The organism is Flavobacterium sp. AC267 (assembly GCF_979258715.1).
In genome coordinates this window covers 3,513,079-3,535,879 of the sequence record NZ_OZ409875.1, presented here as the reverse complement: position 1 = coordinate 3,535,879, position 22,801 = coordinate 3,513,079, and the positions used below count along the sequence as shown (strand labels likewise).

Genomic DNA, 22,801 nt, shown 5'->3' with positions numbered 1-22,801 from the left:
CTTTATTCTAAACTCTTCAATCTTAACGTAACAGCATTTTTATGCGCCTGTAAACCTTCCGCGTCTGCCATAAGCTCAATCGCTTTACCAATGTTTTGGATACCGCTTTCAGTTATTTTTTGAAACGTCATAGATTTCATAAAACTATCTAGATTTACACCGCTGTAATTCTTTGCGTATCCGTTTGTTGGAAGTGTATGATTTGTTCCAGAAGCATAATCTCCAGCACTTTCCGGCGTATAATTTCCAATAAAAACAGAGCCTGCGTTTACGATTCCGTTACAATAAAAATCGTCATATTCAGAACAGATTATAAAGTGTTCCGGCCCATATTCATTGATTAAATCTAAAGCGATTTGATCATTTTCAACATAAATTAATTTTGAATTTTCAATTGCTTTTTCTGCAATTGCTTTTCTTGGAAGAACTTCTATTTGAGACTGAATTTCCTTTTCTACTTCATCAATAAGTTTTTTTGAAGTCGAAACTAAAATAACCTGACTATCCGTTCCGTGTTCTGCCTGCGACAATAAATCTGATGCTACAAAAGCAGGAACTGCAGTATCATCGGCAACAATTAGTAATTCTGATGGACCAGCAGGCATATCAATCGCAACTCCAAATTGTGTTGCCAATTGTTTTGCTACCGTCACAAACTGATTTCCTGGTCCAAAAATCTTATACACTTTTGGAATAGATTGTGTTCCGAATGTCATTCCTGCAATTGCTTGAATACCGCCAACTTTTAAAATTTTTGTTACTCCGCATAAATTTGCCGCATATAGAATCGCTGGATTTATTTTTCCTGTTTTATCTGGAGGCGAACACAATACGATTTCTTTACACCCAGCAATTTCAGCAGGAACAGCCAGCATTAAAACCGTTGAAAACAGAGGCGCTGTTCCGCCTGGAATATACAAACCAATTTTTTGAATCGGTCTTTTTTTCCTGCCAGCGACTTACACCTTCGATTGTTTCAAGCTCAACACGAGTTGTTTTCTGCGCTTTGTGAAATTTATAAATGTTATTTTTTGCTAATTCTATAGCTTCTTTTAACTCACTGGGAATCAAATTAACTGCTTCATTAATTTCTTCTTTCGAAACTTCATAATTATCCAGAGAAATGCCGTCAAAAATTGAAGTGTATTTTGCAACAGCTTCATCGCCTTTTTTCTGTACTTCTTTAAAAATTTCTTTTACCGTAACCTCAATATCATCAATAGTTTGAGTTGGTCTCTTTAATATATCTGACCAGCTCTCTGGTTTTGGATTGTTTATTTTATTCATTTTTTTTTCTTGCTTTATGCTTTAAGCTGTAAGCTTTAAGCTTTCTTAACTTTGTCTATTTTGGCTTAAAGCTTACAGCCTAAAGCGGGCAAAGCCCTAAAGAACCATTTTCTCAATTGGACAAACCAAAATTCCTTCTGCCCCAACCTCTTTTAATTGATCGATTACGTCCCAAAAAGTATCTTTATCAATTACCGAGTGTACACTGCTCCAGCCTTCTTGAGCTAATGGCAGAACGGTTAAACTTCTTAATACGGGAAGAATTTTCCCAACAGCATCAATTTTGTCATTTGGAACGTTCATTAAAATGTATTTTGAATTTCTAGCTCTTAAAACAGCTTGAATTCTGAATTTTAAAGTGTCAATGTGTTTTTGAATTTCTGGTGAAACTTTTGGAGAAACGGCTAAAACCGCTTCACTTTTCAGAATCACTTCTACTTCTTTTAGGTTGTTTTTGAATAAAGTGCTGCACGCTAGAAACAATATCTACAATAGCATCGGCAAGACCAATGTTTGGCGCGATTTCTACAGAACCAGAAATTTGGTGAATATCTACACTTAAACCAAAAGAATTGAAATATTCGTTTACTGTATTTGGATACGAAGTTGCGATTCTTAAACCTGCTAAATCCTGAATTGAATTGTATTCTAAGGTTTTAGGAACTGCAACAGAAACTTTGCATTTTGAAAAACCTAATTTTTGAACTACCTCAATTCCTTTTCCCTTTTCTACCAAAAGGTTGTCGCCAACAATTGCCAGATCTACTACTCCATCCATTAAATACTGTGGAATATCTGAATTTCTTAGATATAAAACTTCAAGAGGAAAATTAGAAGCTTCGGCTTTTAGCTGGTCGATTCCGTTGTTGATCGAAATACCGCAGTCTTTTAAGATTTGAATGCTGTCTTCGTTTAAACGTCCCGATTTTTGAATTGCAATTTTTAAAGTACTCATTTTTTTTAGTTGTTTGTTGGTTATAGCTTGAGTACAAAGAGTTAGAAATAAAAAACCCGTTTGATGTACTCAAACGGGTTTTAAAATATGATGATTTACATGCATACCATTAACACATCGCTTGAGAGCAATAATGTAAATGATGATGATGTAATTGAATTGAAATCATGATTTGTTTTGTGTTTTACTTCTTTGATTCGGTTGCAAATATAATAGATAAATTAATTAAAAAGCAATTTTTATTTTAACTTAACGATAGTTTATTGTTAAAAAACGTTTGAGACGACTTTATATACAATAATTTTAAAATTACTTTAAAGAATTCTTATATTCATCAAAAACCAATAAAACTCTTGTTCCTTTACCAATTTCACTTTCTATTTTAAATTTAATTTGCAGTAGATCTGTCATTCTTTTTACAATAAACAAACCTAAGCCTGTTCCTTTAATTTCCGCATGGTTTAAAGAATCTGATCTAAAAAATGGATTCAAAATAGAATCTAAATCCTCTTTTGCAATTCCGATTCCTTGATCTGATATAATGCAATTAATTTTGTTTTTTTCTCTTGATAACGAAATCTTGATTTCGCTGTTAGAATTGGAATATTTTACCGCATTCGAAATTATATTCCGAAGAATCGTAACCACTAAATAATTATCAGAATAAACATAAAATTCTTCTGGAGCATCTAATATTATATTGATATTTCCAGATTTAATTTTCTCTGCATTTAAAGTGAGAACATCTAAAATTACTGCATTTAAATAGATGTTTTCTTTATTAATATTCTGTTTCTGATTTTCAAAACGAGCCATTAAAAGCAGTTGATCAACCAATGAATTTAGATGATCTACTTCATTAATGCAATAGTTAATTTTTTCTTCGTATTCCTTGCTTTCTCTAGGTTTACGTATTAAAACTTCAAGTGTTCCTTTAATAACTGTTAAAGGAGTTCTCAGCTCATGTGAAGCATCAGATGTAAATTGTTTTTCACGCTCGATTGCATCTTCAATACGATTTAATAAATTGTTGATGGTTTTGGACAATGTAAACAATTCGTCTCGTGTTTTAGGAAGCGGCATTCTTGTTTTTAAATTGTCTTTTGTAATAATTCTAGAAGTATCAATAATATCGTTTATTGGTTTGATACTTCGTCCAGCAAAAAATCGAGCAAGAAAGAATAGCAATAAAAGAATTATAGGAAATGTAATCATCAAAGTATCCAGCAAGTTCTTTAAGACTTTTGAAGAATCTGAAAGTGACATCGCAATAATCAAATAACCAATTTTCTTTGTTTTTATTTGAAGCGGAACCTGAATCTGGCGAATTTTATTTCCTAATAAATGAGTATCAAAAAGCTGAAAATGCGCTTTGTTTTCATGAAAAATTAGTTTTTCATTTTTTAAATTAGGCGACTTTTCGATAATTTTTTTATTCAGATCTAAAAACTGGACAAATACAGGGTTTACATCTACTGAGTTATGCTCCCGTTCTTCCCATTCTTCAGTATCCATCAAAATTACTTTTTTGTTTTCAATTTTGATTTCTCTTAAATGATCTTGAATTTCAATGTTTAAATTTTCATCAATATGATTGTAAACGGTAAGTTTTACAATAAAATAAATAGCCGAAAAAGCAACGAGAACCAAAAGTCCTGTTGTCAAAATGTAATTTAATGCAATTCTATTTTTAAAGGATAATGAAGTCATTTGTTAATCATTGGCGATATACCCAATGCCGCGAATAGTTTTTATATAATCTTCTTCAATTTTAAGATTCAGTTTTTTGCGAATGGCATTCATAAAAACATCAATTACACCGGTATCATATTCAAAATTGATATCCCAAACATCTTTTAAAATATCGTTTCTTGTACAGACTTTTCCTTTATGCTCAATTAAGTACTTTAGTAATTCGAACTCTCTTTGGGTTAAAGAAATCTCTTCTTCTCCATTTAAAACAATATGCTTTGATAAATCAATAGTTATGGCTCCGAGAGTCAATCTTTCGTCTTGTTTTTTATTTCTAAAATGAATTTTAATACGTTCTACTAATTCCTCAAAACTAAATGGCTTTTTAATGTAATCGTTTGCCCCCGCTTTTAACCCTTCGATTGTTTCCTGAACGGTGTCTTTTGCAGTTAAAAAGATGATCGGAGTAGTTTGGTCTTTCACCCTAATCGCTTTACAAAGATCAAGTCCGTTAATTTTTGGCGACATCCAATCTAAAAGAATCAAATCAAATTTTTGATTCTGAAGCAGTTCAAAACCTTTAGATCCATCATTTGCAGTAGTTACTTGGTAACCTTCTTCTTGCAGACCTTGTTTTAAAAACTGAACAATACCTAATTCGTCTTCAACTATTAAAATATGCATTTATCGTATTTGATTAAGATTCGCATTTCTTTTTTGTACTCCAAAGATAGGATATTTTGAAATCGGAAAATGATTCAGAACTTAAGTACAGAAAGAAAATCAGCATCTTAAGCAAACTTTAAGATAACACTAAGCAAGGTAAAAGTCTAACTTAATCTACCATTAATGATTCGAAATTAATTTTGTAAAAAAATAATGAGATGACTTTTTCTAAAAAATTTTCGCCTTTTTACAATCTAGCCTTATTGTACTTTATTGTAAGTTTCATACTTAGAATTGTTCTTTTGTTTCATCCAATTACACAAAGTTCTTTTACAATTGCTGAAAGCTTGAAAATCTTTGCATTAGGTTTGATTTCAGACTTTTTTGTATTTGTTACAGCTTCAATTTTCCTTTGGCTTTATCTTATTTTTATTTCAAATTCAAAATATAATAAACCATCTGGATATCTTATACTTGCTGTGTTTATTGCTCTTTTAATTTATATCGCTTCTGGTAAAAGCATTTTTGATGAGTACGGAGGCGCTTTACCAAAAATCGTTTTGATTTTTGTTTCAATAAAAACGCTCTTCTTTGGACTCTTTCTTTTTTTACCAAAATATCGCACCAAAATCAGATTCTGGCTTTTTACTTTTGTTATTTTTCTTTATGTTTTATCGATTCTTCAAAATGCAATAAGTGAGTTTTTCTTTTGGAACGAATTTGGTGTAAAATACAATTTCATAGCTGTTAATTATTTAATTTATACCAATGAAGTAATTGGCAATATTATGCAGTCTTATCCTGTTGTTCCTATATTTTCAGCTCTTTTTATAGTTACGGGAATTATCACTTTCTTTATTATAAAAAACTCTAGAAATTATATAGAGGAGATTCCTAATTTCAACGAAAAACTTAAAATTACTGCCGTTTACGGATTATTATTTACAGCTTCTTTACTAGCAATTCCGAGTTTGGCCAAAACAGAAAATTCAAAAAACATATTTGTAAATGAATTACAGTCCAATGGGATTTATAAGTTCTATCTGGCTTTCCAGAATAATAAATTAGATTATTTTAAATTCTATAAAACGATTCCAAACCGAAAAGCATTTGCACTTTTAAAACAACAATTTCCAGCAATATCAGGTCAAAACACTTCGAGAGAAATAAATAATGATTCACTTGAAAAACATAAAAATGTAGTTTTAATTACAGTTGAAAGTTTAAGTGCAGATTTCATGAAAATGTACGGAAATAAGCAGAATATTACACCTTTTTTAGATAGTCTGGCTGAAAAAAGCTTGTTATTTACCAATATTTATGCGGCAGGAAACAGAACTGTACGCGGTCTTGAAGCGGTAACTTTATGCCTGCCTCCTACCGCTGGAGAAAGTGTGGTTAAAAGAGAAGACAATAAAAACAAATTTTCTACTGGTTCTGTTTTTCTTGAAAAAGGTTATACTGTAAAATTCATGTACGGCGGAGATGCCTTTTTTGATAATATGCAGGATTTCTATTCTGGAAACGGTTATGAGATTATTGACAAATCAAGTTTCGCCGCAAACGAAATTACATTTTCGAATGTCTGGGGAGTTTGTGATGAAGATATGTATAATAAAGCAATAAAGGTGATGAATACTGAAGCACAGCAAAACAAACCGTTTTTTAATCATATCATGACGGTAAGTAATCATAGACCATTTACATATCCTAACAATAAAATTGATATTCCCGGAAATAGTAAATCTCGTGACGGCGGTGTAAAATATACCGATTATGCACTTCGTCAGTTTTTTAATAAAGCGGAGAAACAGCCTTGGTTTAAAAATACTGTCTTTGTAATTGTTGCCGATCATTGCGCTTCATCTGCAGGAAAAACACAACTTCCTTTGGATAAATATAGAATTCCTGCTTTGATTTATTCTCCAGATTTAAAACCTGAAAAATATACTAAATTGATGTCGCAAATTGATATTATGCCAACATTATTTGGATTACTTAACTTTGACTATAAAAGCAAGTTTTTTGGACAGGATGTTTTAAACTCCGATTATCAGCCTAGAGCATTTATAGCAACTTACCAAGATTTAGGTTTAATAAAGGATAACGTTTTGACTATTTTATCTCCAAAACAACAGATTAAACAATTTCAATTAAAAACCAATAATAAAGCGGGAATTAAATCTGAATTTCAGATATATTATGATGAAATTCCTCTAAAGGTCGCTAATAAAAATTTGATAGACGAAACTATTTCCTATTATCAATCTGCCTCTTATGTATTAAAAGAGAAAGAATATCAAATAAAAGATTTAGGCCAAACCATAAAGAACAGAAAGTTATACGCAAAGGTTCGCTAAGAGTAATAAAAAAAGCCTCAAGTTTATATACTTGAGGCTTTTTTAAGTTTCAAAGTTCACCTAAAACTTGAAAAAAAATCTAATCATTCTGATTTCTCAATCCGAATAAATCTCCTTTTTGAAAAAGATCCCAGTCTTCTTTCAGCGCTTTACTATTTCTTTTTGTTACTTCTGGAGAATCTAAATCACTTAAATCAGGTTTTCCAGCATCGACCCAAGCAGTATACCAGAAACTTGCCGTTGCTGTGATTGCTTTTTTCATCTGGCTTTCAACCATTCCATTTAGTCGCTCATGTAGTTTTTTAGCATACTCATCAGAAAAAAGAGCTGTATTATATTTACTTTTCATCACTTTTCCGTCAGCATCCATTTTAAAAACTTGGTTTTCTGGCGTAGCCGTTCTTAGTTTTTTATCGATATCCAATAAAGGCTGTGCTAAACTGTGTGTATCATTTATCATATCCCAAATTGCTTTGTGAACATCATCATAATGATGAGCATAAGGAACATTTAATTTGTAATTTTTAGCAAATAACTCCGGAAGTCTGCTCTCCCAAAGAGAATGAATTCCTTTTTGATCGCTTAATTGCCCGTCGTGATTTGCAGATGTATGCAATGGCATGTGTGCATCACCAATGTAATGCCCTAAATCTGCCGCCAAAAATAAGATCTCTGCTCTATTTTTATCTTTAAAAGCTTTAGTCAATTTTGCCATCATATCTTCAATATACCAAGGTAAAATTCCGTTATCGCTTAAAAATTTAGCATCATATTTTTTCTTTGCTTCTTCTAACGTTTTTGGATAAGTATCAGCAGAACCAAAGTTTTCCATATCGAAATAATGTCTTGGACCTTCCTCTTTATAACTTAAGGCATATTTACGAATGTCTGGAACAGAAGCTTCCTGTGTAATAAAATCAATGTGATTGTAAAAGAAAGTCTGAAGTGGATGTGGTAATGCCATTACAGTCGCCTTGTTGATTCTTTCATGACCTACAATTCCCCATGAAAGAGTTAAAAAACCAATACCTAATACAAGAAAGCCGATTAGTTTTGGTCTCATTTTGAATTTTTTCATTTTTGTTTTTTTAATTGAGGTGCAAATTTACCTTATTTACAGATAATTTAAAAGACAACGCTCTAAGATTATTTTAATTTAATTTTTAAAGGTATTTAAGCTATAAAACTGTTATTCGTTTATTCTAATCATTTTCTTTCGTATGTTTGTTAATGTATTAAATCCTAGAAATATGCGTCTTCCATTTTTACATATCCTCTTTTTTCTGTCCTCTATTTGTTTCGCCCAAGAAATTGATGTACAACCAAAAAATGTCAGCGATAGTATTTTAAATTCTACCAGAACGATCCGATTTTCGGAACCTTTTAACCCAGAAAGAGTAATGCAAAAATTGTTTCCTGGAAAATTATACCATCTCGCTAACAAAAATACTTTTGTTAGCTGGAGCTGTAAAACTTGTAAGCCTGCTCCTTTCGTAGATGTAAACGGCGTAGAAGGAGATCAAATGTTTCCGTATGAAAATGGCGTTGCCACACGAATTCTTGCTAATATTGATTTCTCAGATTCAAAGGGCAATGAGTTTAAAATAATGGCTTTCAATCATTCAACACATGATGAAGACGGTTTACAAACTGGTCGTTTCTCTGGCGGACTATTAGGCTTAGCCAAGTTTGCCAAAAAGGGTAAAGTTTGGGAAATGAAATTTTTTCAGCCGGCAGTTGCCGCTTTCGGCGCTTTTGCACAATGTCCGACTCCTAAACTTGTACAAATTGGAGAAGACCAATTTGCTTTTACTTTATCACATATTAACGGCGGTGCGGGCGGTCCTTATGAGGGTTATCTCTATCTAGTAGCTGGTTTAGATGGTAAATACCAGCCTATTATGGAAGTTCCTAATTACCATTTGGCCAATGTTGCGAGTATAACATGGTCGGGATCTTATACTGTTGTCGATGATGCCGCTAAAAAACATTTTAGAGATTTTATCATTACAACTACTGGCTCTTTTAATAAAAATGCAAAAGCTGAAGATGAATTTGAAGCGACACTGCCAGAAGAAATAACGGAAATGGCAAAAACTAAAACTCAATTTGATTTTGCGATCGAAAGACGTTTCTCCTTTAAAGGAAAATTTTATAAAATGATCGGTAAACCAACTGTGAAATTTTCAAATGTAAAATAAAGTATTAACTCATATAAATAATTGATAATAAAGCTAAAACAGCAATAAATATCCAAAGCAAAACTCCCTGAAGCAACGGCCTTACTCCTACCGCTTTTAAAGTGGTAAAGTTTAAAGTTGCACCAATTAAAAACAAAGTAATCGTTAAACCAATTTTGGCAATATTTACAATAGGTGTTGTAAAAGCACCAATTGCGGGTATGTAGGTATTTACTAACATTGCCACAATAAATAAACCTATAAAATAAGGAATCTTAATTCTTGCCCCGACACTTCGGGATGTATTATTAAAAAGAAAAGCCGTTAAAAGTGATATTGGAATTATCCATAAAGCTCTCGCTAATTTTACTGTTGTCGCTACCTGCAAAGCCTCTGCTCCATATTTATTAGCCGCTCCAACAACCGAACTGGTGTCATGAATTGCAATGGCGCACCACAAACCAAAGTCTTTTTGAGATAAATCCAATTGATGACCGATAAACGGAAACACAAACAATGCAATAGAGTTTAGAATAAAAATCACCCCCAAAGCAATTGAAGTCTGATTTTCATCTGATTTGATGACTGGGGCGATAGCCGCGATGGCACTTCCGCCACAAATTGCTGTTCCGCAAGAAATTAAATGCGATGTTTTTTTATCTGTCTGCGACCATTTTCCAAGTAATAAACCAAAGATTAAAGTGCTAAAAATTGAAAAAACGGTTAATATAAAACCTTCTTTTCCAGCTGAAACTGCACTATGAGCATTCATCCCAAATCCTAAACCAATCACTGAAAACTGCAGTAAAAACGTAATGGCTTTGTGATTGAATGCGACAAATGGATTTCCGAAAACATTCACTAATACAACTCCAAGTAAAAGTGCAATTGGAGGAGAAATAATCGAAAACAAGCACAATAAAATTACCGAAGCAAAAATTGCCTGTTGCAATAAATGATTGATTTCAAATAATTGTGAAGCGGAATGTTGTTTAGTATTCAAAATAAAGGTAATTGATATTTACTCTGCAAAGTTCCGCAGTTTAAACAACAATTACCAATTGTAATTCGCGATAGACTATAACTTCAGGTTATAATGAGATGCTAAATTCTGAATAAACAATTCTGATAATGAATCTGATTTTCCTACCAGCGTAATAATATAAAACGATCTTTCTATTGCTAATTTCTCCACATCTAAAACGATCAATTCTTTGTTTTTCAATTCTTTATTCACAGCATGTATGGACATAAAAGCAAAACAATCTGAATTAAGCAAGTAGGACTTTATACTTTCGGTACTTCCCAACTGCATTTCGATCTGCGACTCTGAAAATTTTAAACCTGCTTTTTTCAAAGCAAATTCTATAACTTCAAGTGTTCCTGATCCGCGTTCTCGGGTAATGAATTTCATTGATTTTAAATCGTTTAATGAAATTTCATTTTGTTTTACAAACGGATTTTTGTTACTGCAGACTAAAACCAATTCGTCTTTTAAAAACGGAATATACTTAATGGATTGATTTTTAGATTGCCCTTCAACAATTCCAATCTCGATTTCTTTATTAATTAACGCATTTTCGATTTGTTCTGTATTTCCATTCAGCAAATTGACTTTTATGTCTTTTTGTTTTTGATGAAAATGAGCTAAAACTGGAGAAATAATATATTGCGAAATTGTTGTACTTGCCCCAAGTCTCAATAAACCTTGGCGTTCTTTATTAAACGAACTCATTTCAAAATCTATTTCGCGATAAATATCAAAAATACATTTAGTATATTTTAGTAGAATTTTACCCGCTGGTGTCAACGCAATTTTAGAACCATTTCGTTCAAAAAGCTTGGTTTTATAGGTTTCTTCGAGTTCCTGAATATGCTTGGAAACCGCGGGTCGCGTAATATACAATTCTGTTGCCGCTTTAGTAAAATTAAGGCGGAGCGCAACAGTGTAGAAAACTTTTAGCCTGAAGTCCATTTTTTTGTTCTTTTTGTTTTTGTTTCAGGTTTTAAGTTTCAAGTTCAAGCAAGCCTTTGAACCTTTGCAACTGTGAACCTTTGCAACTATTTAAAGCAACCCATTATACTTTCTTACAAACCATTCTGTAGTCAATAAAACAGCGATCAAAATCAATAACCAAACCCAGTCAATGATTGGAGTTTTAGCCGTTATATTTTTCTCGATCGATCTGTATTCTTTATTTTCTAAAAGTGTGTTGATCAAATTATCTGTTTGATCTTCAAAAAAGGCTTTTCCACCAGTTTGTTGTGCTAATTGCTGTAATTTTAGAACATCTGGATTTACGAATTGTTTTTCGATATCAAAATCCAGAATTTCAAAATGACTGGCATAAGTAGTATTTGAATTTAACTCTTTTACTGTAAAATTATATTTTCCTGCTGGAAGTCCTTCTAAATTAGCTGAAAAAGAATTACTTCCTTTTAATAAATCATAATTTTTGGTTTGTTTGGTCGCAAGCATTTACAACGCTTATGGTAAGTCGGGCTTTTTCATCAAACTCGTAATTTTTATTGAAATATTGCGCGTTGATAATAATTTCTTCTCCAGAATTATAGAAGCTTTCATGCGTTACTACTAAAGATTTTTTAGAAGTGGTTGATGCTAAATATTGAATAATCTTATCAATAAAAATATCATACTTTTCAAAAGATTGATTATCTATATGACTTTGCAAACGCCATTTCCAGCTGTTTTCTCCTAAAAGAAAAGCGGTTCTTTTTCCTTGATTTTCGGCGAAAGCCAATAATGGAGCATTTGTCGCCACGTTTCTAATTTTTGAAGAAAGTAAAACCGATACATTTCCGTTTGTGCTGATACTTCCGAACAAATTCTGTAAAGGAGGGAAATTTTCAAAACCAATATTTTCAATTGCAAATTGATTAAAATCAGAATGGAATTCAGAAAGAAAATCTTCTCGCTGATTGCTCATTTTAAATATCAAATTATTTTGTCGCTGGTTTAAGAAATTGAAATCAGTGTTATTTCCTGTTATGATAAAGGTATTTGTCCCTGCTAATTTATTGTTATCAAAAATAGCTTTAAAAGCTGTTGTTGGCTGATATAGAACTAAAACAGAAACATCTTGTAAATCATTAATTTGATTTGGTTTAACTAATATTACTTTACGTTGTGCATTAACTTCTATAGAACGTTTTAAAGCCGCAATATCAGGATGATTGATAGCGGATACAATCGCAATAGTTGACTTTTGATCGATTATTTCAACAGCAAAGTTTTTGATATTGTTGTAGCTGTTTTTTTCTTTTGATGAAGATTGAATGCTCGCTTTATAAATTTGTAAACCCACTTTATCTGCCGGTAAAAGCAAGTTTAATGAAGCTGTTTTTTTTGAAGCTGAAAATGAGATCTTTTCTTTTGCTACAATTGTATTTCCCTGCGAAATGGTAAATTCGGCATTAGCTGTTTTAGTACCGGCATATTGCAGAAAAACTTCAACAGGAAATTTATTTTTATGAAAGGTGTATTTATTTACGTTAAGCTGATTGATTTTTAAATCAAAAAAAGTGGTTGTATCTCCCACAACCAAAGGATAAACTTTATTGACAGGATCAAAACGATATACATAGTCGTTTCCTGTAGTTTGATTTCCGTCAGTAATGATAACTGTTGGGAAAATCAGGTTTTTATTGATACTTTTTAAGTTTTTGGTCGCTTCATCGAGATTGGTTTGATTGCCTCTAAAATCAAATTTATCTGAAGTTTTAAAATCGTTATCAAATTGATAGGACTGAATATCGAATTTTTCCTTTAATGCAGGATTCGAAATTAGTTTTTGGTACAATTCCACTGCTTTTTTATCTGATTTTAAAGCGACGAATAGAACTTGAATTATCGACAACAATTGCCAAAGGTGTTTTTGTAATTTCTAGTGAACTCTTAGAAATGATGGGATTTATCAATAAAACCAATAATCCGAAGATGGCCAGAAAACGTAAAAAAGCCAAAAGTATCATCACATTGGATTTACTTTTGGCTTTAAAAAATATTGAAAGTACGATAAACCACCAGCGATTACTAAAGAAAGCAATAATAAAAGAATCGTGTTTGTCGTCATAATTTATTTAGTATTCAGTAAGCAGTTTTTTAGTGATCAGATTTAAGAAGTCAATATTGACTTAAAGTGTTCAGCTTTATCCTAGAATCAGAATAAACTGAATACTAAAAAACCTTTGAACCTTTACAACTTAGAATCTCAGTAGCTTAGGTTAGCATTCCTCCGCAAACATTAAGAACTTGTCCTGTAATGTAAGCGCTCATGTCTGAAGCTAAAAAAAGACAAGCATTTGCTACATCTTCTGTAGTTCCGCCGCGTTTCAACGGAATACCTTCTCTCCATCCTTTAACTACATCTTCAGATAGTTTTGCAGTCATTTCAGTTTCGATAAAACCTGGAGCGATTGCGTTGCGCCGAATATTACGAGAACCTAATTCTAAAGCTACAGATTTAGTAAAACCAATTGCACCCGCTTTAGAAGCCGCATAATTTGTTTGACCTGCATTTCCAGAAACTCCAACAACAGAACTAATGTTGATAATTGAACCTGCTCTTTGTTTTAAGAAAGTTTTCTGAATCGCTTTTGTCATATTAAAAACCGATTTCAAGTTTACATCAATTACTTGGTCAAAATCTGCCTCAGACATACGCATTAACAAGTTGTCTTTTGTGATTCCGGCATTGTTGATTAAGATATCTACAGTTCCAAAATCTGCTAAAACAGCATCAACAAAAGTTTGTGCTTCGTTAAAATCTGCGAGCATTTGATTGGTAACCTTTTGCTTTTACTCCTAAAGCGTTTAATTCAGCTTCTAAAGCTTCTGCAGATGCTTGCAGATGAGCTGTATGTAAAAGCAACGTTTGCTCCATGTTTAGCAAAAACTTCAGCAATTCCTTTTCCGATTCCACGGCTTGCACCAGTAATAATTGCAACTTTTCCTTCTAGTAATTTCATATTAAGGTATTCGTTTTTATTTTTTGAAATACAAATATAGAGTATTTGGGCGTTTAATAAAATTTGTGCTATAAAAATTGATATGGAATTTACTGATTTATAAATCAAAAAACAATACCAAATAAATTACTTAAGACTATAAAGTTTAAAATATTGCATAAAAAAAAGCCCTACTAAATTTAGTAAGACTTAAAATTTTATTCTATCGAAAAAATACTAGAATGCTACATTCCATCTAGGCAATTTAGTGCTTTGATCTAAAAAGTTCTGCAAAACTTCTCCTTCAACAGCTGTTGGAATTGCTTTTACATCTGCGTTAAAAGTCTCATACCAAACTACTTCAAGAGATTCTATATTTTCTAATTTCATTTGCGCCGGCCAAGAATATTTTCTTCCTGTTTTTGCAAATTGGTGACCGTTTACGATTTTATCATAAAGTCCGCCATTCTTGCTTTTTAAAGTTCCGTCATTTTGTACAGTTCCAGTAGAACCAACCATAATTAATTCTTTTTCGTCTGCTCGCAACAGCATAAACGATAAAAATTCCTGCACTCCCCTCTGGAGCATTGCAAACTTCTTCTAAACTATCATTTACAGTAAAAGTAAAACTATTACTTACTTTAAATTTTTCTAATCCTTTACTCATCTTTCTATTTTTAAGCTTCTTAATGTTTTATCCCGATAGCTATCGGGACTAAGTCGCTAAGTTTTTAAATTATATTCCAATCATTTTAAAAATGTAAAAAAGTCTCAACAAAATATTGAGACTTTTTTTGGAATTTATTTTTTTTGTCACGTCCCGAAGTTCCGGGATCGGGATTGGATATTATCCAATTACTTCTTTTACTTTTTTACCAATTTCAGCTGGTGAATCAACAACGTGAATTCCGTTGTCTCTCATAATTTGTTTTTTAGTCGCAGCAGTATCATCAGAACCTCCAACGATAGCACCTGCGTGACCCATTGTTCTACCAGCAGGAGCAGTTTCTCCAGCGATAAAACCAATAACTGGTTTACGGTTACCATCAGCTTTTACCCATCTAGCGACATCAGCTTCTAATTGACCTCCAATTTCACCAATCATAATGATCACTTCAGTTTCTGGATCATTCATTAATAATTCTACAGCTTCTTTTGTAGTAGTTCCAATAATTGGATCTCCACCAATACCAATTGCTGTAGTGATTCCTAGACCTTGTTTTACAACTTGGTCAGCGACTTCGTAAGTTAAAGTTCCAGATTTAGAAACGATACCAACAGTTCCTTTTTTGAAAACGAAACCTGGCATAATACCAACTTTAGCTTCACCTGGAGTAATAACTCCTGGACAGTTTGGACCAATTAATCTTGAATTTCTTTCTTTAACATAATTATTTGCTTTAATCATATCTGCTACAGGAATTCCTTCTGTAATAGCAATAATTACTTTAATTCCAGCATCAGCAGACTTCCATAATTGCATCAGCGACAAAAGCTGGCGGAACAAAAATGATAGAAGTATCAGCTCCAGCTTGATCAACAGCATCTTTTACTGTATTAAAAACCGGACGTTCTAAATGGCTGGTTCCACCTTTACCTGGAGTTACACCTCCAACAACATTAGTACCATACTCAATCATTTGAGAAGCATGGAAAGTTCCTTCGCTTCCTGTAAATCCCTGAACAATTATTTTGGAATCTTTATTAACTAAAACACTCATGATATATATTTTATGTAGTTTTTAAATTTGTGTTGCAAAAATAAGGTTTTGTAATGTATTTTGCCTCTTTTATTGTCAAAAAAATATTAAGAAAATTGACTCATTTGATAACCTCTGTAAAGTTTATCATCTTTGATCTGCCAAATCGTAGAAAAATGTGCTAAAAGCATTTCTTCTCTTGGATTTTCTATCGTTTTTACAAAATGAGAATAACGTACTGATACTAAGTCATCTTCACTAATAATATGACTAATCCTTACTTTAGAACGCACATAAGCACGGCTAAGTTCATTGGCCATTTCCAGTATCGAATCATAATCCATTTGAATAAAACCTTTACTGCTGTTCCATTCAAGTACAACATCAGGATGCAGATATGTTTTTAAAATTTCGCTATCAATTAAGGCATCGGACTTGTAAAATTTCTGAACAAATTCTTTAATAGACATATTACTTCAATTTACTTAAAATTTCAGGAATCTTCTTAATATTGGCAAGTTGTTTCAATTTTTCTCTAGATTCTTCAATTGGAGTACCAAAATACGATTTTCCTCCTTCAACTGATTTTGTAACACCGGTTTGTCCCATAACAACAGCTTTTGTACCAATTGTAATACCGCTCGTTGTTCCTACCTGACCCCACATTGTCACTTCATCTTCAATAATCACACAGCCGGCAATACCAGTTTGTGATGCAATCAAACATTTTTTTCCAATAACCGTATCATGTCCAACATGCACTTGATTATCTAATTTTGTTCCTGCACCAATTGTAGTATCACCCGTAACCCCTTTGTCAATTGTACAAAGTGCGCCAATACCAACATTATCTTCTATAACTACTCTTCCGCCAGAAACTAATTGATCAAAACCATCGGGACGCTTTTTGTAATAAAAAGCATCTGCGCCTAAAATAGTTCCAGCATGAATAATTACGTTATCACCAATTATAGTATGATCGTAAATAGATACATTAGAATGAATTAAGCAGTTTTTTCCAATTTTAACATGGTTACCCACAAAACTATTGGGCTGAATTATAGTGCCTTCTCCTATTTCTGCTGATGGTGCAATCGCCACATTCGCAAACTGGAAAGGTTTAAAATGTTTGGTTAGAATATTAAAATCTCTAAATGGATCATCAGAAATTAAAAGTGCCTTACCTTCTGGACATTCCACTTCTTTGTTTATCAAAACAATTGTAGCTGCCGATTGTAAAGCTTTATCGTAATATTTTGGATGGTCAACAAAAACTATATCACCAGGTTCTACAACATGAATCTCGTTCATGCCTAAAACTTGAAAGTCTTTATCACCAATGAATTTGCAGTTAAGCAAATTTGCAATTTCTTGTAAAGAATGACTCTTTGGAAATTTCATATATTATAATTAGAAAATTTGTCAATTAGAAAATGAGTCAATTAGAATATGAATATACAAAAATTATGTCCATTCACAAATTATCTAATTGACTCATTGTCAAATTATCTTAATTAAGAAACTACTCTTTTACACGCTCCATGTAATTCCCTGAAGCTGTATCGATTTTAATTTTATCACCTTCGTTGATGAACAACGGAACGTTTACAGATGCACCAGTTTCTACCGTAGCAGATTTTGTAGCATTTGTAGCTGTATTTCCTTTTACTCCCGGCTCAGCGTATGTAACTTCAAGAATTACAGAAGATGGCATATCTACAGATAAAGGCAAATCAGTTTCAGTATTTACCTGAACCATTACACTTGTTCCTTCTTTCAATAATCCTGGAGCATCCAGAATATTTTTATTTAAAGAAATTTGCTCAAAAGATTCAGTATTCATAAAATGAAATTCATCTCCTTCAGCATATAAAAATTGATAATTATGCGTTTCTACACGCACATCGTCTATTTTGTGACCTGCAGAAAACGTATTATCCAATACTCTTCCTGTAGTTAAACTTCTCAATTTTGTTCTTACGAAAGCAGGACCTTTTCCAGGTTTTACGTGAAGAAATTCAACGATTTTATAAATATCGTGATTGAATTTAATACACAATCCGTTTCTAATATCTGATGTAGATGCCATTTGTTTTTTATTTTAGATTTTAGAATGTAGATTTTAGATTCTAAATAGAGAATCAATCTATCATTTCATTTTTTTGATAATTTTATTTTTTAATGTTTAGGTTAGAAATCTAAAATCAGAAATCTAAACTCTAAAAATTAATAATTCCCTGAATAACCTTTCATAATTCCTCGTGATGAATTTCTGATAAAATCCAAAATTTCATCTCTCTCAGGAGTAGCTTCCATTTCGGCTTCAATAATACTTAAAGCCTGTGTTGTATTGTAGTTTTTTTGGTATAAAATTCTATAGATTTCCTGAATTTCTCTAATTTTTTCAGTACTGAAACCTCTTCTTCTTAAACCAACTGAGTTTATCCCAACATAAGATAATGGCTCTTTTGCCGCTTTTGTAAACGGCGGAACGTCTTTTCTAACCAAAGATCCACCAGAAATCATGGCGTGATCTCCAATATGAATAAATTGATGAATAGCGACTAAACCTCCAATAACAGCATGATTACCAACAACTACGTGACCTGCTAAAGCAACACCATTAACAATGATTGCATTGTTTCCGATCTCACAGTCGTGAGCAATATGCGCATAAGCCATTACTAAACAATTGTTTCCAATCACCGTTTGACCAGATGCGATTGTTCCTCTATTTATAGTTACACATTCTCTAATAGTACAATTATCACCGATAATAGCAAGAGAATCTTCACCTCCAAATTTTAAATCTTGCGGCACTGCAGAAATAACAGCTCCTGGAAAAATATTACAATTTTTACCAATTCGAGCGCCTTCCATAATGGTCACATTTGAACCAATCCAAGTACCATCACCAATAACAACATTATTGTGAATTGTTGTAAATGGCTCTATTACAACGTTTTTAGCGATTTTCGCGCCAGGATGAACATATGCTAATGGTTGATTCATCTGTATGTTTTATATTTTTAATTAAAATATTCTAATTTCAGGCAACAAACCTAAACAATAAATTTGATAATTTATTATTGTTTTCTTGCTATTTGTGCCATTAATTCTGCCTCAGTTACTAATTTACCATTTGCATAAGCGTTTGCCTGCATATGACAAATTCCTCTTCTGATTGGAGAAATCAACTCACATTTAAATATTAAAGTGTCTCCTGGCAATACTTTATGTTTGAACTTTACATTGTCAATTTTCATAAAATAAGTTAAGTAATTTTCCGGATCTGGAACTGTACTTAAAACCAAAATACCTCCTGTTTGTGCCATTGCTTCAACAATTAAAACACCTGGCATTACTGGTGCTTCAGGGAAATGCCCTACGAAGAAATTTTCATTCATAGTTACATTTTTCAAACCAACAACATGACGATCAGACATTTCAATAATTCTGTCAATCAACAAAAATGGTGGTCTGTGAGGAAGCATTGCCATGATTTTATGAATATCCATCAAGGGTTCTTGATTTAAATCATAAGTAGGAACATGATTTCTCTGCTCTATTTTAATAATTTTAGCCAATTTTTTAGCAAACTGAGTGTTTACAAAGTGACCTGGTTTATTTGCAATAATTTTCCCTTGAATACGAACTCCAATAAGAGACAAATCTCCAATGACATCAAGTAATTTATGTCTTGTTCGCCTCATTTGGGTAATGTAATGTCAAGTTATCTAAAACTCCATTTGGTTTTACAGAAATTTCCTCTTTACCAAATGCTTTCTTTAAGTTCTCCATTGTAGACTCAGAAATCTCTTTATCTACATAAACAATTGCATTATTTAAATCACCACCTTTAATAAGTCCGTTTTCTAACAATGACTCTAATTCATGTAAAAAACTAAAAGTTCTTGAACTAGCGATTTCTTGTTTAAAATCTGAAAGACTTTTAAGCGTAGCATTTTGAGTACCTAAAACTTTTGTGCCAAAATCTACCATTGTAGTAACTTGATATTCGTCGCTTGGCATAACAAGAATTTCGCTTCCGGTTGCTTCGTCTGTAAATGAGATAACCTCTTTTACAACATAAACATTACGGCTTGCATCTTGTTCTTCAATTCCAGCTTTTTCAATTGCTTCAACAAAATATTTTGATGAACCATCCATAATAGGAAGTTCAGAGGCATTCAATTCAATAATGATATTATCCAAATCGCATCCAACTACAGCGACTAAAACGTGCTCTGGTGTTTGAATTTTCACTCCTAATTTTTCAAGATTTGTACCTCTTTGAGTATTAACAACATAATTAGCATCAGCCTCAATTACTGGCTGGCCTTGCAAATCTACTCTTACAAAAGTGAAACCATTATTAACGGGAGCAGGTTTAAAAGTCATTGTAACTTCTTTTCCAGTATGTAATCCAACTCCTGTTAGTGAAATTTCATTCTTGATGGTCTTCTGTTTAACCATTATTTCCATTTTTTGGGTTTATTATTTGTTTTTTTAATTCTTCAACTTCAGACACAATTTTAGGCAGATTTTTAAAGTGAACATACGACTTATTAAAATCTGTATATCCAAGAGATGGAGTTCCTTGCAGAATTTCATCATCTTTAATATTCCTTGCAACTCCAGACTGTGCCTGAAGTCTCACATTATTACCTATAATTAAATGTCCTGCAATACCTACCTGCCCGCCAATCATACATCCTTCTCCAATTTTAGTAGAACCCGCAACGTCGCTCTGTCGCCGCAATTACAGTATTTCTTCCTATTTCTACATTGTGAGCAATTTGAATCTGATTGTCTAATTTTACTCCTTGTCTAATTATTGTAGAACCAAGAGTAGCTCTGTCTATTGTAGTATTTGCACCAATATCAACGTTATCTTCAATAATAACATTTCCAATTTGTGGTACTTTACTATAAACACCTTCTTCATTTGGTACAAAACCAAAACCATCTGCACCTATTATAGTTCCAGAATGAATGGTACAATTATTACCAATTACGGTTTCTGAATAAATTTTGGCACCAGCAAAAATGAAGACATTATCGCCAATAACAACGTTATCGCCAATAAAGCTGTTTGGATAAATTTTTACATTATCTCCCAAAACAACATTCTGCCCTACATAACTGAAACTTCCTAAATACAGATTTTCTCCATGTTTAGTCCCTTCAGACATAAAAGACTGCGGTTCGATGCCTGTTTTGTTTAATTTAACCTGATTATAAAAATGCAAAAGCTTAGAAAACGTCGCGTAAGCATCTTCTACTTTTATTAGAGTAGTAGTAATTTCCTGTTCAGGAACAAAGCTGTCGTTAACGATTGTAACTGTCGCTTTTGTTGTATATATATAGTTGATATACTTTGGATTAGCCAAAAAAGTAAGCGATCCTTCCTCGCCCTCTTCTATCTTAGAAAGCTTAGAAACTTCTGCATTGGGATTCCCAACAACTTCTCCTTCTAAAATTCCTGCTATTTGTTCTGCTGTAAATTTCATCGCGACAAAAATATAAAAAATAGATTTTAAATGTTAATTTTAGATAAGTTGTTTTGGGAAACAGATATAATATTTTGTTACCAATTTAGATAACGATTTCAAATTCAGCTGATCAGAAGCTTCAACAACATCCTCAATTGTTTTATCTTTTTTCAAAATTCGAATGGGTTCTGCTTCTTTACTATAGGCTTGGTTTTTAATTTTTCCTCTAAAAATAAAATAACCGGCTTCTAATTGTGTAATATGGTGCAAGTTGGCAAACTGTTCTTTCAACGATTGGGATTCCTCCATTGAAATTTTCTCTGCACTTAACTTTATTTTCAATAAATCTCTGTTAATGATCATTTTGCTCAATGTACTTAAAACAAAATCGTCTTGTTTCTGCCAAGCTTTCAAAGCACTAATAATATCAAAATCATCAAGTTGCGAAAACAAATCAAGTTTTGCGAGCATCAAAATCATCCAAAGTGACCTTATTATGCATAAAATACGAAAGCGGTTCACTGCAAGGTAAGTTAATTCCCTTCAAAGTCAATTCTTTAGCTCTCTTTAATGTTTTCATTAAAATTAATTCGGCAACCAAACTTGTTTTATGCAAGTAAGCCTGCCAATACATTAATCGACGTGAAAGCAGAAATTTTTCTACAGAATAAATTCCTTTCTCTTCAATAACCAAAACATCATTTTCAACATTCATCATCTGAATCAATCGTTCAGAATTCACATTTCCTTCTGCAACTCCAGTATAAAAACTGTCACGTTTCAGATAATCCATTCGATCCATATCCAACTGACTTGAAATCAATTGCGGCATGAATTTTCTGTGATATTCTCCTTTAAAAACCTGAATTGCCAAACTCAATCGACCTCCAAACTCTTCATTCAGCTGATTCATAAATAATAATGATATGGCTTCATGATGAACATCTTCCACAATACTTCTTTCCATTGCGTGAGAAAATGGCCCATGTCCAATGTCATGAAGTAAAATGGCTATTAATAAAGCATTTTCTTCTTCTGGAGAAATCACAACATCTTTAAAACGAAGCGTATCAATTGCTTTCTGCATTAAATGCATACAACCTAATGCATGATGAAAACGTGTGTGATTCGCGCCTGGATAGACCAAATACGACAATCCCATTTGAGAGATACGGCGAAGACGCTGAAAGTATGGATGTTGGATTAAATCGTAAATCAGCTCGTTCGGAATCGTGATAAAGCCATATATAGGATCGTTGAATATTTTTAATTTGTTGATCTGAGTCACTATCGGGTTATTTTTTTGGTCAACAAATATAAGTAAATAAGAATAAAGAGTTTGGAGTTTTTTATTTAAAAATCAATAGCATGATTATAATGACTGTCAATATACTAGATTTAAAAATGTAAAAAATCACCATAAAATCATAGTTGAACTTTCAGAACTTTATACTATTTTTAATACTTTTTAAGTTCTATAACTTTAAATTGCATTAAA

Annotated in this window: 13 protein-coding genes and 8 pseudogenes; 2 read left to right on the top strand and 19 right to left on the bottom strand. The window is 32.4% G+C overall.

Annotation, left to right across the window (positions count from 1 at the left end):
* Window positions 1-2: 2 nt before the first annotated feature.
* The 4 genes and pseudogenes from hisD to ACZZ95_RS18645 form a co-directional block, all read right to left on the bottom strand.
* A pseudogene (gene hisD / locus ACZZ95_RS18660) lies at window positions 3-1,287 on the bottom strand (histidinol dehydrogenase).
* 96 nt (window positions 1,288-1,383) lie between these two features.
* Window positions 1,384-2,242 (bottom strand): annotated as a pseudogene (gene hisG, locus ACZZ95_RS18655) (ATP phosphoribosyltransferase).
* A gap of 309 nt (window positions 2,243-2,551) precedes the next feature.
* Complete coding sequence (locus ACZZ95_RS18650) at window positions 2,552-3,952, bottom strand: sensor histidine kinase (RefSeq protein WP_463470182.1); 1,401 nt, start codon at window positions 3,950-3,952, stop codon at window positions 2,552-2,554.
* Window positions 3,953-3,955: 3 nt separating this feature from the next.
* On the bottom strand, window positions 3,956-4,618 hold the full coding sequence (locus ACZZ95_RS18645; protein WP_463470181.1) for a response regulator transcription factor: 663 nt from the start codon (window positions 4,616-4,618) through the stop codon (window positions 3,956-3,958).
* 200 nt (window positions 4,619-4,818) lie between these two features.
* Here ACZZ95_RS18645 and ACZZ95_RS18640 point away from each other — a divergent pair, with 200 nt between their 5' ends.
* Complete coding sequence (locus ACZZ95_RS18640) at window positions 4,819-6,960, top strand: LTA synthase family protein (RefSeq protein WP_463470180.1); 2,142 nt, start codon at window positions 4,819-4,821, stop codon at window positions 6,958-6,960.
* Window positions 6,961-7,039: 79 nt separating this feature from the next.
* Here the strand turns inward: ACZZ95_RS18640 and ACZZ95_RS18635 are convergent, their stop codons facing one another.
* Window positions 7,040-8,038 carry a zinc dependent phospholipase C family protein gene (locus tag ACZZ95_RS18635; RefSeq protein WP_463470179.1) on the bottom strand — a complete coding sequence of 333 codons (999 nt, stop codon included), beginning with the start codon at window positions 8,036-8,038 and terminating at the stop codon, window positions 7,040-7,042.
* Between the two features lie 142 nt (window positions 8,039-8,180).
* Between ACZZ95_RS18635 and ACZZ95_RS18630 the strand changes: the two genes are divergently transcribed.
* Window positions 8,181-9,161 (top strand): glycoside hydrolase family 68 protein, encoded by a 981-nt coding sequence (locus ACZZ95_RS18630; protein ID WP_463470178.1) that lies wholly within the window; start codon window positions 8,181-8,183, stop codon window positions 9,159-9,161.
* A gap of 4 nt (window positions 9,162-9,165) precedes the next feature.
* Here ACZZ95_RS18630 and ACZZ95_RS18625 read toward each other — a convergent pair whose 3' ends face one another.
* From ACZZ95_RS18625 to ACZZ95_RS18560, 14 genes and pseudogenes are all read right to left on the bottom strand, one after another.
* Complete coding sequence (locus tag ACZZ95_RS18625) at window positions 9,166-10,143, bottom strand: YeiH family protein (RefSeq protein ID WP_463470177.1); 978 nt, start codon at window positions 10,141-10,143, stop codon at window positions 9,166-9,168.
* 75 nt (window positions 10,144-10,218) lie between these two features.
* Window positions 10,219-11,115 carry a LysR family transcriptional regulator gene (locus ACZZ95_RS18620; RefSeq protein ID WP_463470176.1) on the bottom strand — a complete coding sequence of 299 codons (897 nt, stop codon included), beginning with the start codon at window positions 11,113-11,115 and terminating at the stop codon, window positions 10,219-10,221.
* A gap of 90 nt (window positions 11,116-11,205) precedes the next feature.
* Window positions 11,206-13,234 (bottom strand): annotated as a pseudogene (locus tag ACZZ95_RS18615) (hypothetical protein).
* A 146-nt stretch (window positions 13,235-13,380) separates the two neighbouring features.
* Window positions 13,381-14,129 (bottom strand): annotated as a pseudogene (gene fabG, locus ACZZ95_RS18610) (3-oxoacyl-[acyl-carrier-protein] reductase).
* A gap of 216 nt (window positions 14,130-14,345) precedes the next feature.
* Entirely contained in the window at window positions 14,346-14,627 is a 282-nt protein-coding gene (locus tag ACZZ95_RS18605) for a hypothetical protein (RefSeq protein WP_463470175.1), read from the bottom strand.
* Window positions 14,596-14,775 carry a hypothetical protein gene (locus ACZZ95_RS18600; RefSeq protein ID WP_463470174.1) on the bottom strand — a complete coding sequence of 60 codons (180 nt, stop codon included), beginning with the start codon at window positions 14,773-14,775 and terminating at the stop codon, window positions 14,596-14,598. The genes ACZZ95_RS18605 and ACZZ95_RS18600 overlap by 32 nt, the downstream gene beginning before the upstream one ends.
* 180 nt (window positions 14,776-14,955) lie before the next feature.
* A pseudogene (gene sucD / locus ACZZ95_RS18595) lies at window positions 14,956-15,829 on the bottom strand (succinate--CoA ligase subunit alpha).
* 86 nt (window positions 15,830-15,915) lie between these two features.
* Window positions 15,916-16,278: a nuclear transport factor 2 family protein gene (locus ACZZ95_RS18590; RefSeq protein ID WP_463470173.1), complete on the bottom strand. Its 363-nt coding sequence runs from the start codon at window positions 16,276-16,278 to the stop codon at window positions 15,916-15,918.
* Window position 16,279: 1 nt separating this feature from the next.
* Window positions 16,280-17,209, bottom strand: coding sequence for a UDP-3-O-(3-hydroxymyristoyl)glucosamine N-acyltransferase (locus ACZZ95_RS18585; protein WP_095951250.1), 930 nt, complete (start codon window positions 17,207-17,209; stop codon window positions 16,280-16,282).
* A 121-nt stretch (window positions 17,210-17,330) separates the two neighbouring features.
* The gene (efp, locus tag ACZZ95_RS18580; RefSeq protein WP_029270178.1) at window positions 17,331-17,897 is read right to left on the bottom strand and encodes an elongation factor P; all 567 of its coding nucleotides are present in this window, start codon (window positions 17,895-17,897) and stop codon (window positions 17,331-17,333) included.
* 137 nt (window positions 17,898-18,034) lie between these two features.
* Window positions 18,035-18,820: an acyl-ACP--UDP-N-acetylglucosamine O-acyltransferase gene (lpxA, locus tag ACZZ95_RS18575; RefSeq protein ID WP_463470172.1), complete on the bottom strand. Its 786-nt coding sequence runs from the start codon at window positions 18,818-18,820 to the stop codon at window positions 18,035-18,037.
* A 74-nt stretch (window positions 18,821-18,894) separates the two neighbouring features.
* A pseudogene (locus tag ACZZ95_RS18570) lies at window positions 18,895-20,284 on the bottom strand (bifunctional UDP-3-O-[3-hydroxymyristoyl] N-acetylglucosamine deacetylase/3-hydroxyacyl-ACP dehydratase).
* A pseudogene (gene lpxD / locus ACZZ95_RS18565) lies at window positions 20,277-21,321 on the bottom strand (UDP-3-O-(3-hydroxymyristoyl)glucosamine N-acyltransferase). Before lpxD ends, ACZZ95_RS18570 begins: the two co-directional pseudogenes overlap by 8 nt.
* A gap of 39 nt (window positions 21,322-21,360) precedes the next feature.
* Window positions 21,361-22,591, bottom strand: a pseudogene (locus ACZZ95_RS18560) (HD domain-containing protein).
* Window positions 22,592-22,801 lie beyond the last annotated feature (210 nt).

Bases quoted from the DNA above. Each gene is read 5' to 3' on its own strand.
- ACZZ95_RS18650 (WP_463470182.1), bottom strand. From the start codon at position 3,952: ATGACTTCATTATCCTTTAAAAATAGAATTGCATTAAATTACATTTTG.
- ACZZ95_RS18645 (WP_463470181.1), bottom strand. From the start codon at position 4,618: ATGCATATTTTAATAGTTGAAGACGAATTAGGTATTGTTCAGTTTTTA.
- ACZZ95_RS18640 (WP_463470180.1), top strand. From the start codon at position 4,819: ATGACTTTTTCTAAAAAATTTTCGCCTTTTTACAATCTAGCCTTATTG.
- ACZZ95_RS18635 (WP_463470179.1), bottom strand. From the start codon at position 8,038: ATGAAAAAATTCAAAATGAGACCAAAACTAATCGGCTTTCTTGTATTA.
- ACZZ95_RS18630 (WP_463470178.1), top strand. From the start codon at position 8,181: ATGTTTGTTAATGTATTAAATCCTAGAAATATGCGTCTTCCATTTTTA.
- ACZZ95_RS18620 (WP_463470176.1), bottom strand. From the start codon at position 11,115: ATGGACTTCAGGCTAAAAGTTTTCTACACTGTTGCGCTCCGCCTTAAT.
- ACZZ95_RS18605 (WP_463470175.1), bottom strand. From the start codon at position 14,627: ATGGTTGGTTCTACTGGAACTGTACAAAATGACGGAACTTTAAAAAGC.
- ACZZ95_RS18600 (WP_463470174.1), bottom strand. From the start codon at position 14,775: ATGAGTAAAGGATTAGAAAAATTTAAAGTAAGTAATAGTTTTACTTTT.
- ACZZ95_RS18590 (WP_463470173.1), bottom strand. From the start codon at position 16,278: ATGTCTATTAAAGAATTTGTTCAGAAATTTTACAAGTCCGATGCCTTA.
- ACZZ95_RS18585 (WP_095951250.1), bottom strand. From the start codon at position 17,209: ATGAAATTTCCAAAGAGTCATTCTTTACAAGAAATTGCAAATTTGCTT.
- efp (WP_029270178.1), bottom strand. From the start codon at position 17,897: ATGGCATCTACATCAGATATTAGAAACGGATTGTGTATTAAATTCAAT.
- lpxA (WP_463470172.1), bottom strand. From the start codon at position 18,820: ATGAATCAACCATTAGCATATGTTCATCCTGGCGCGAAAATCGCTAAA.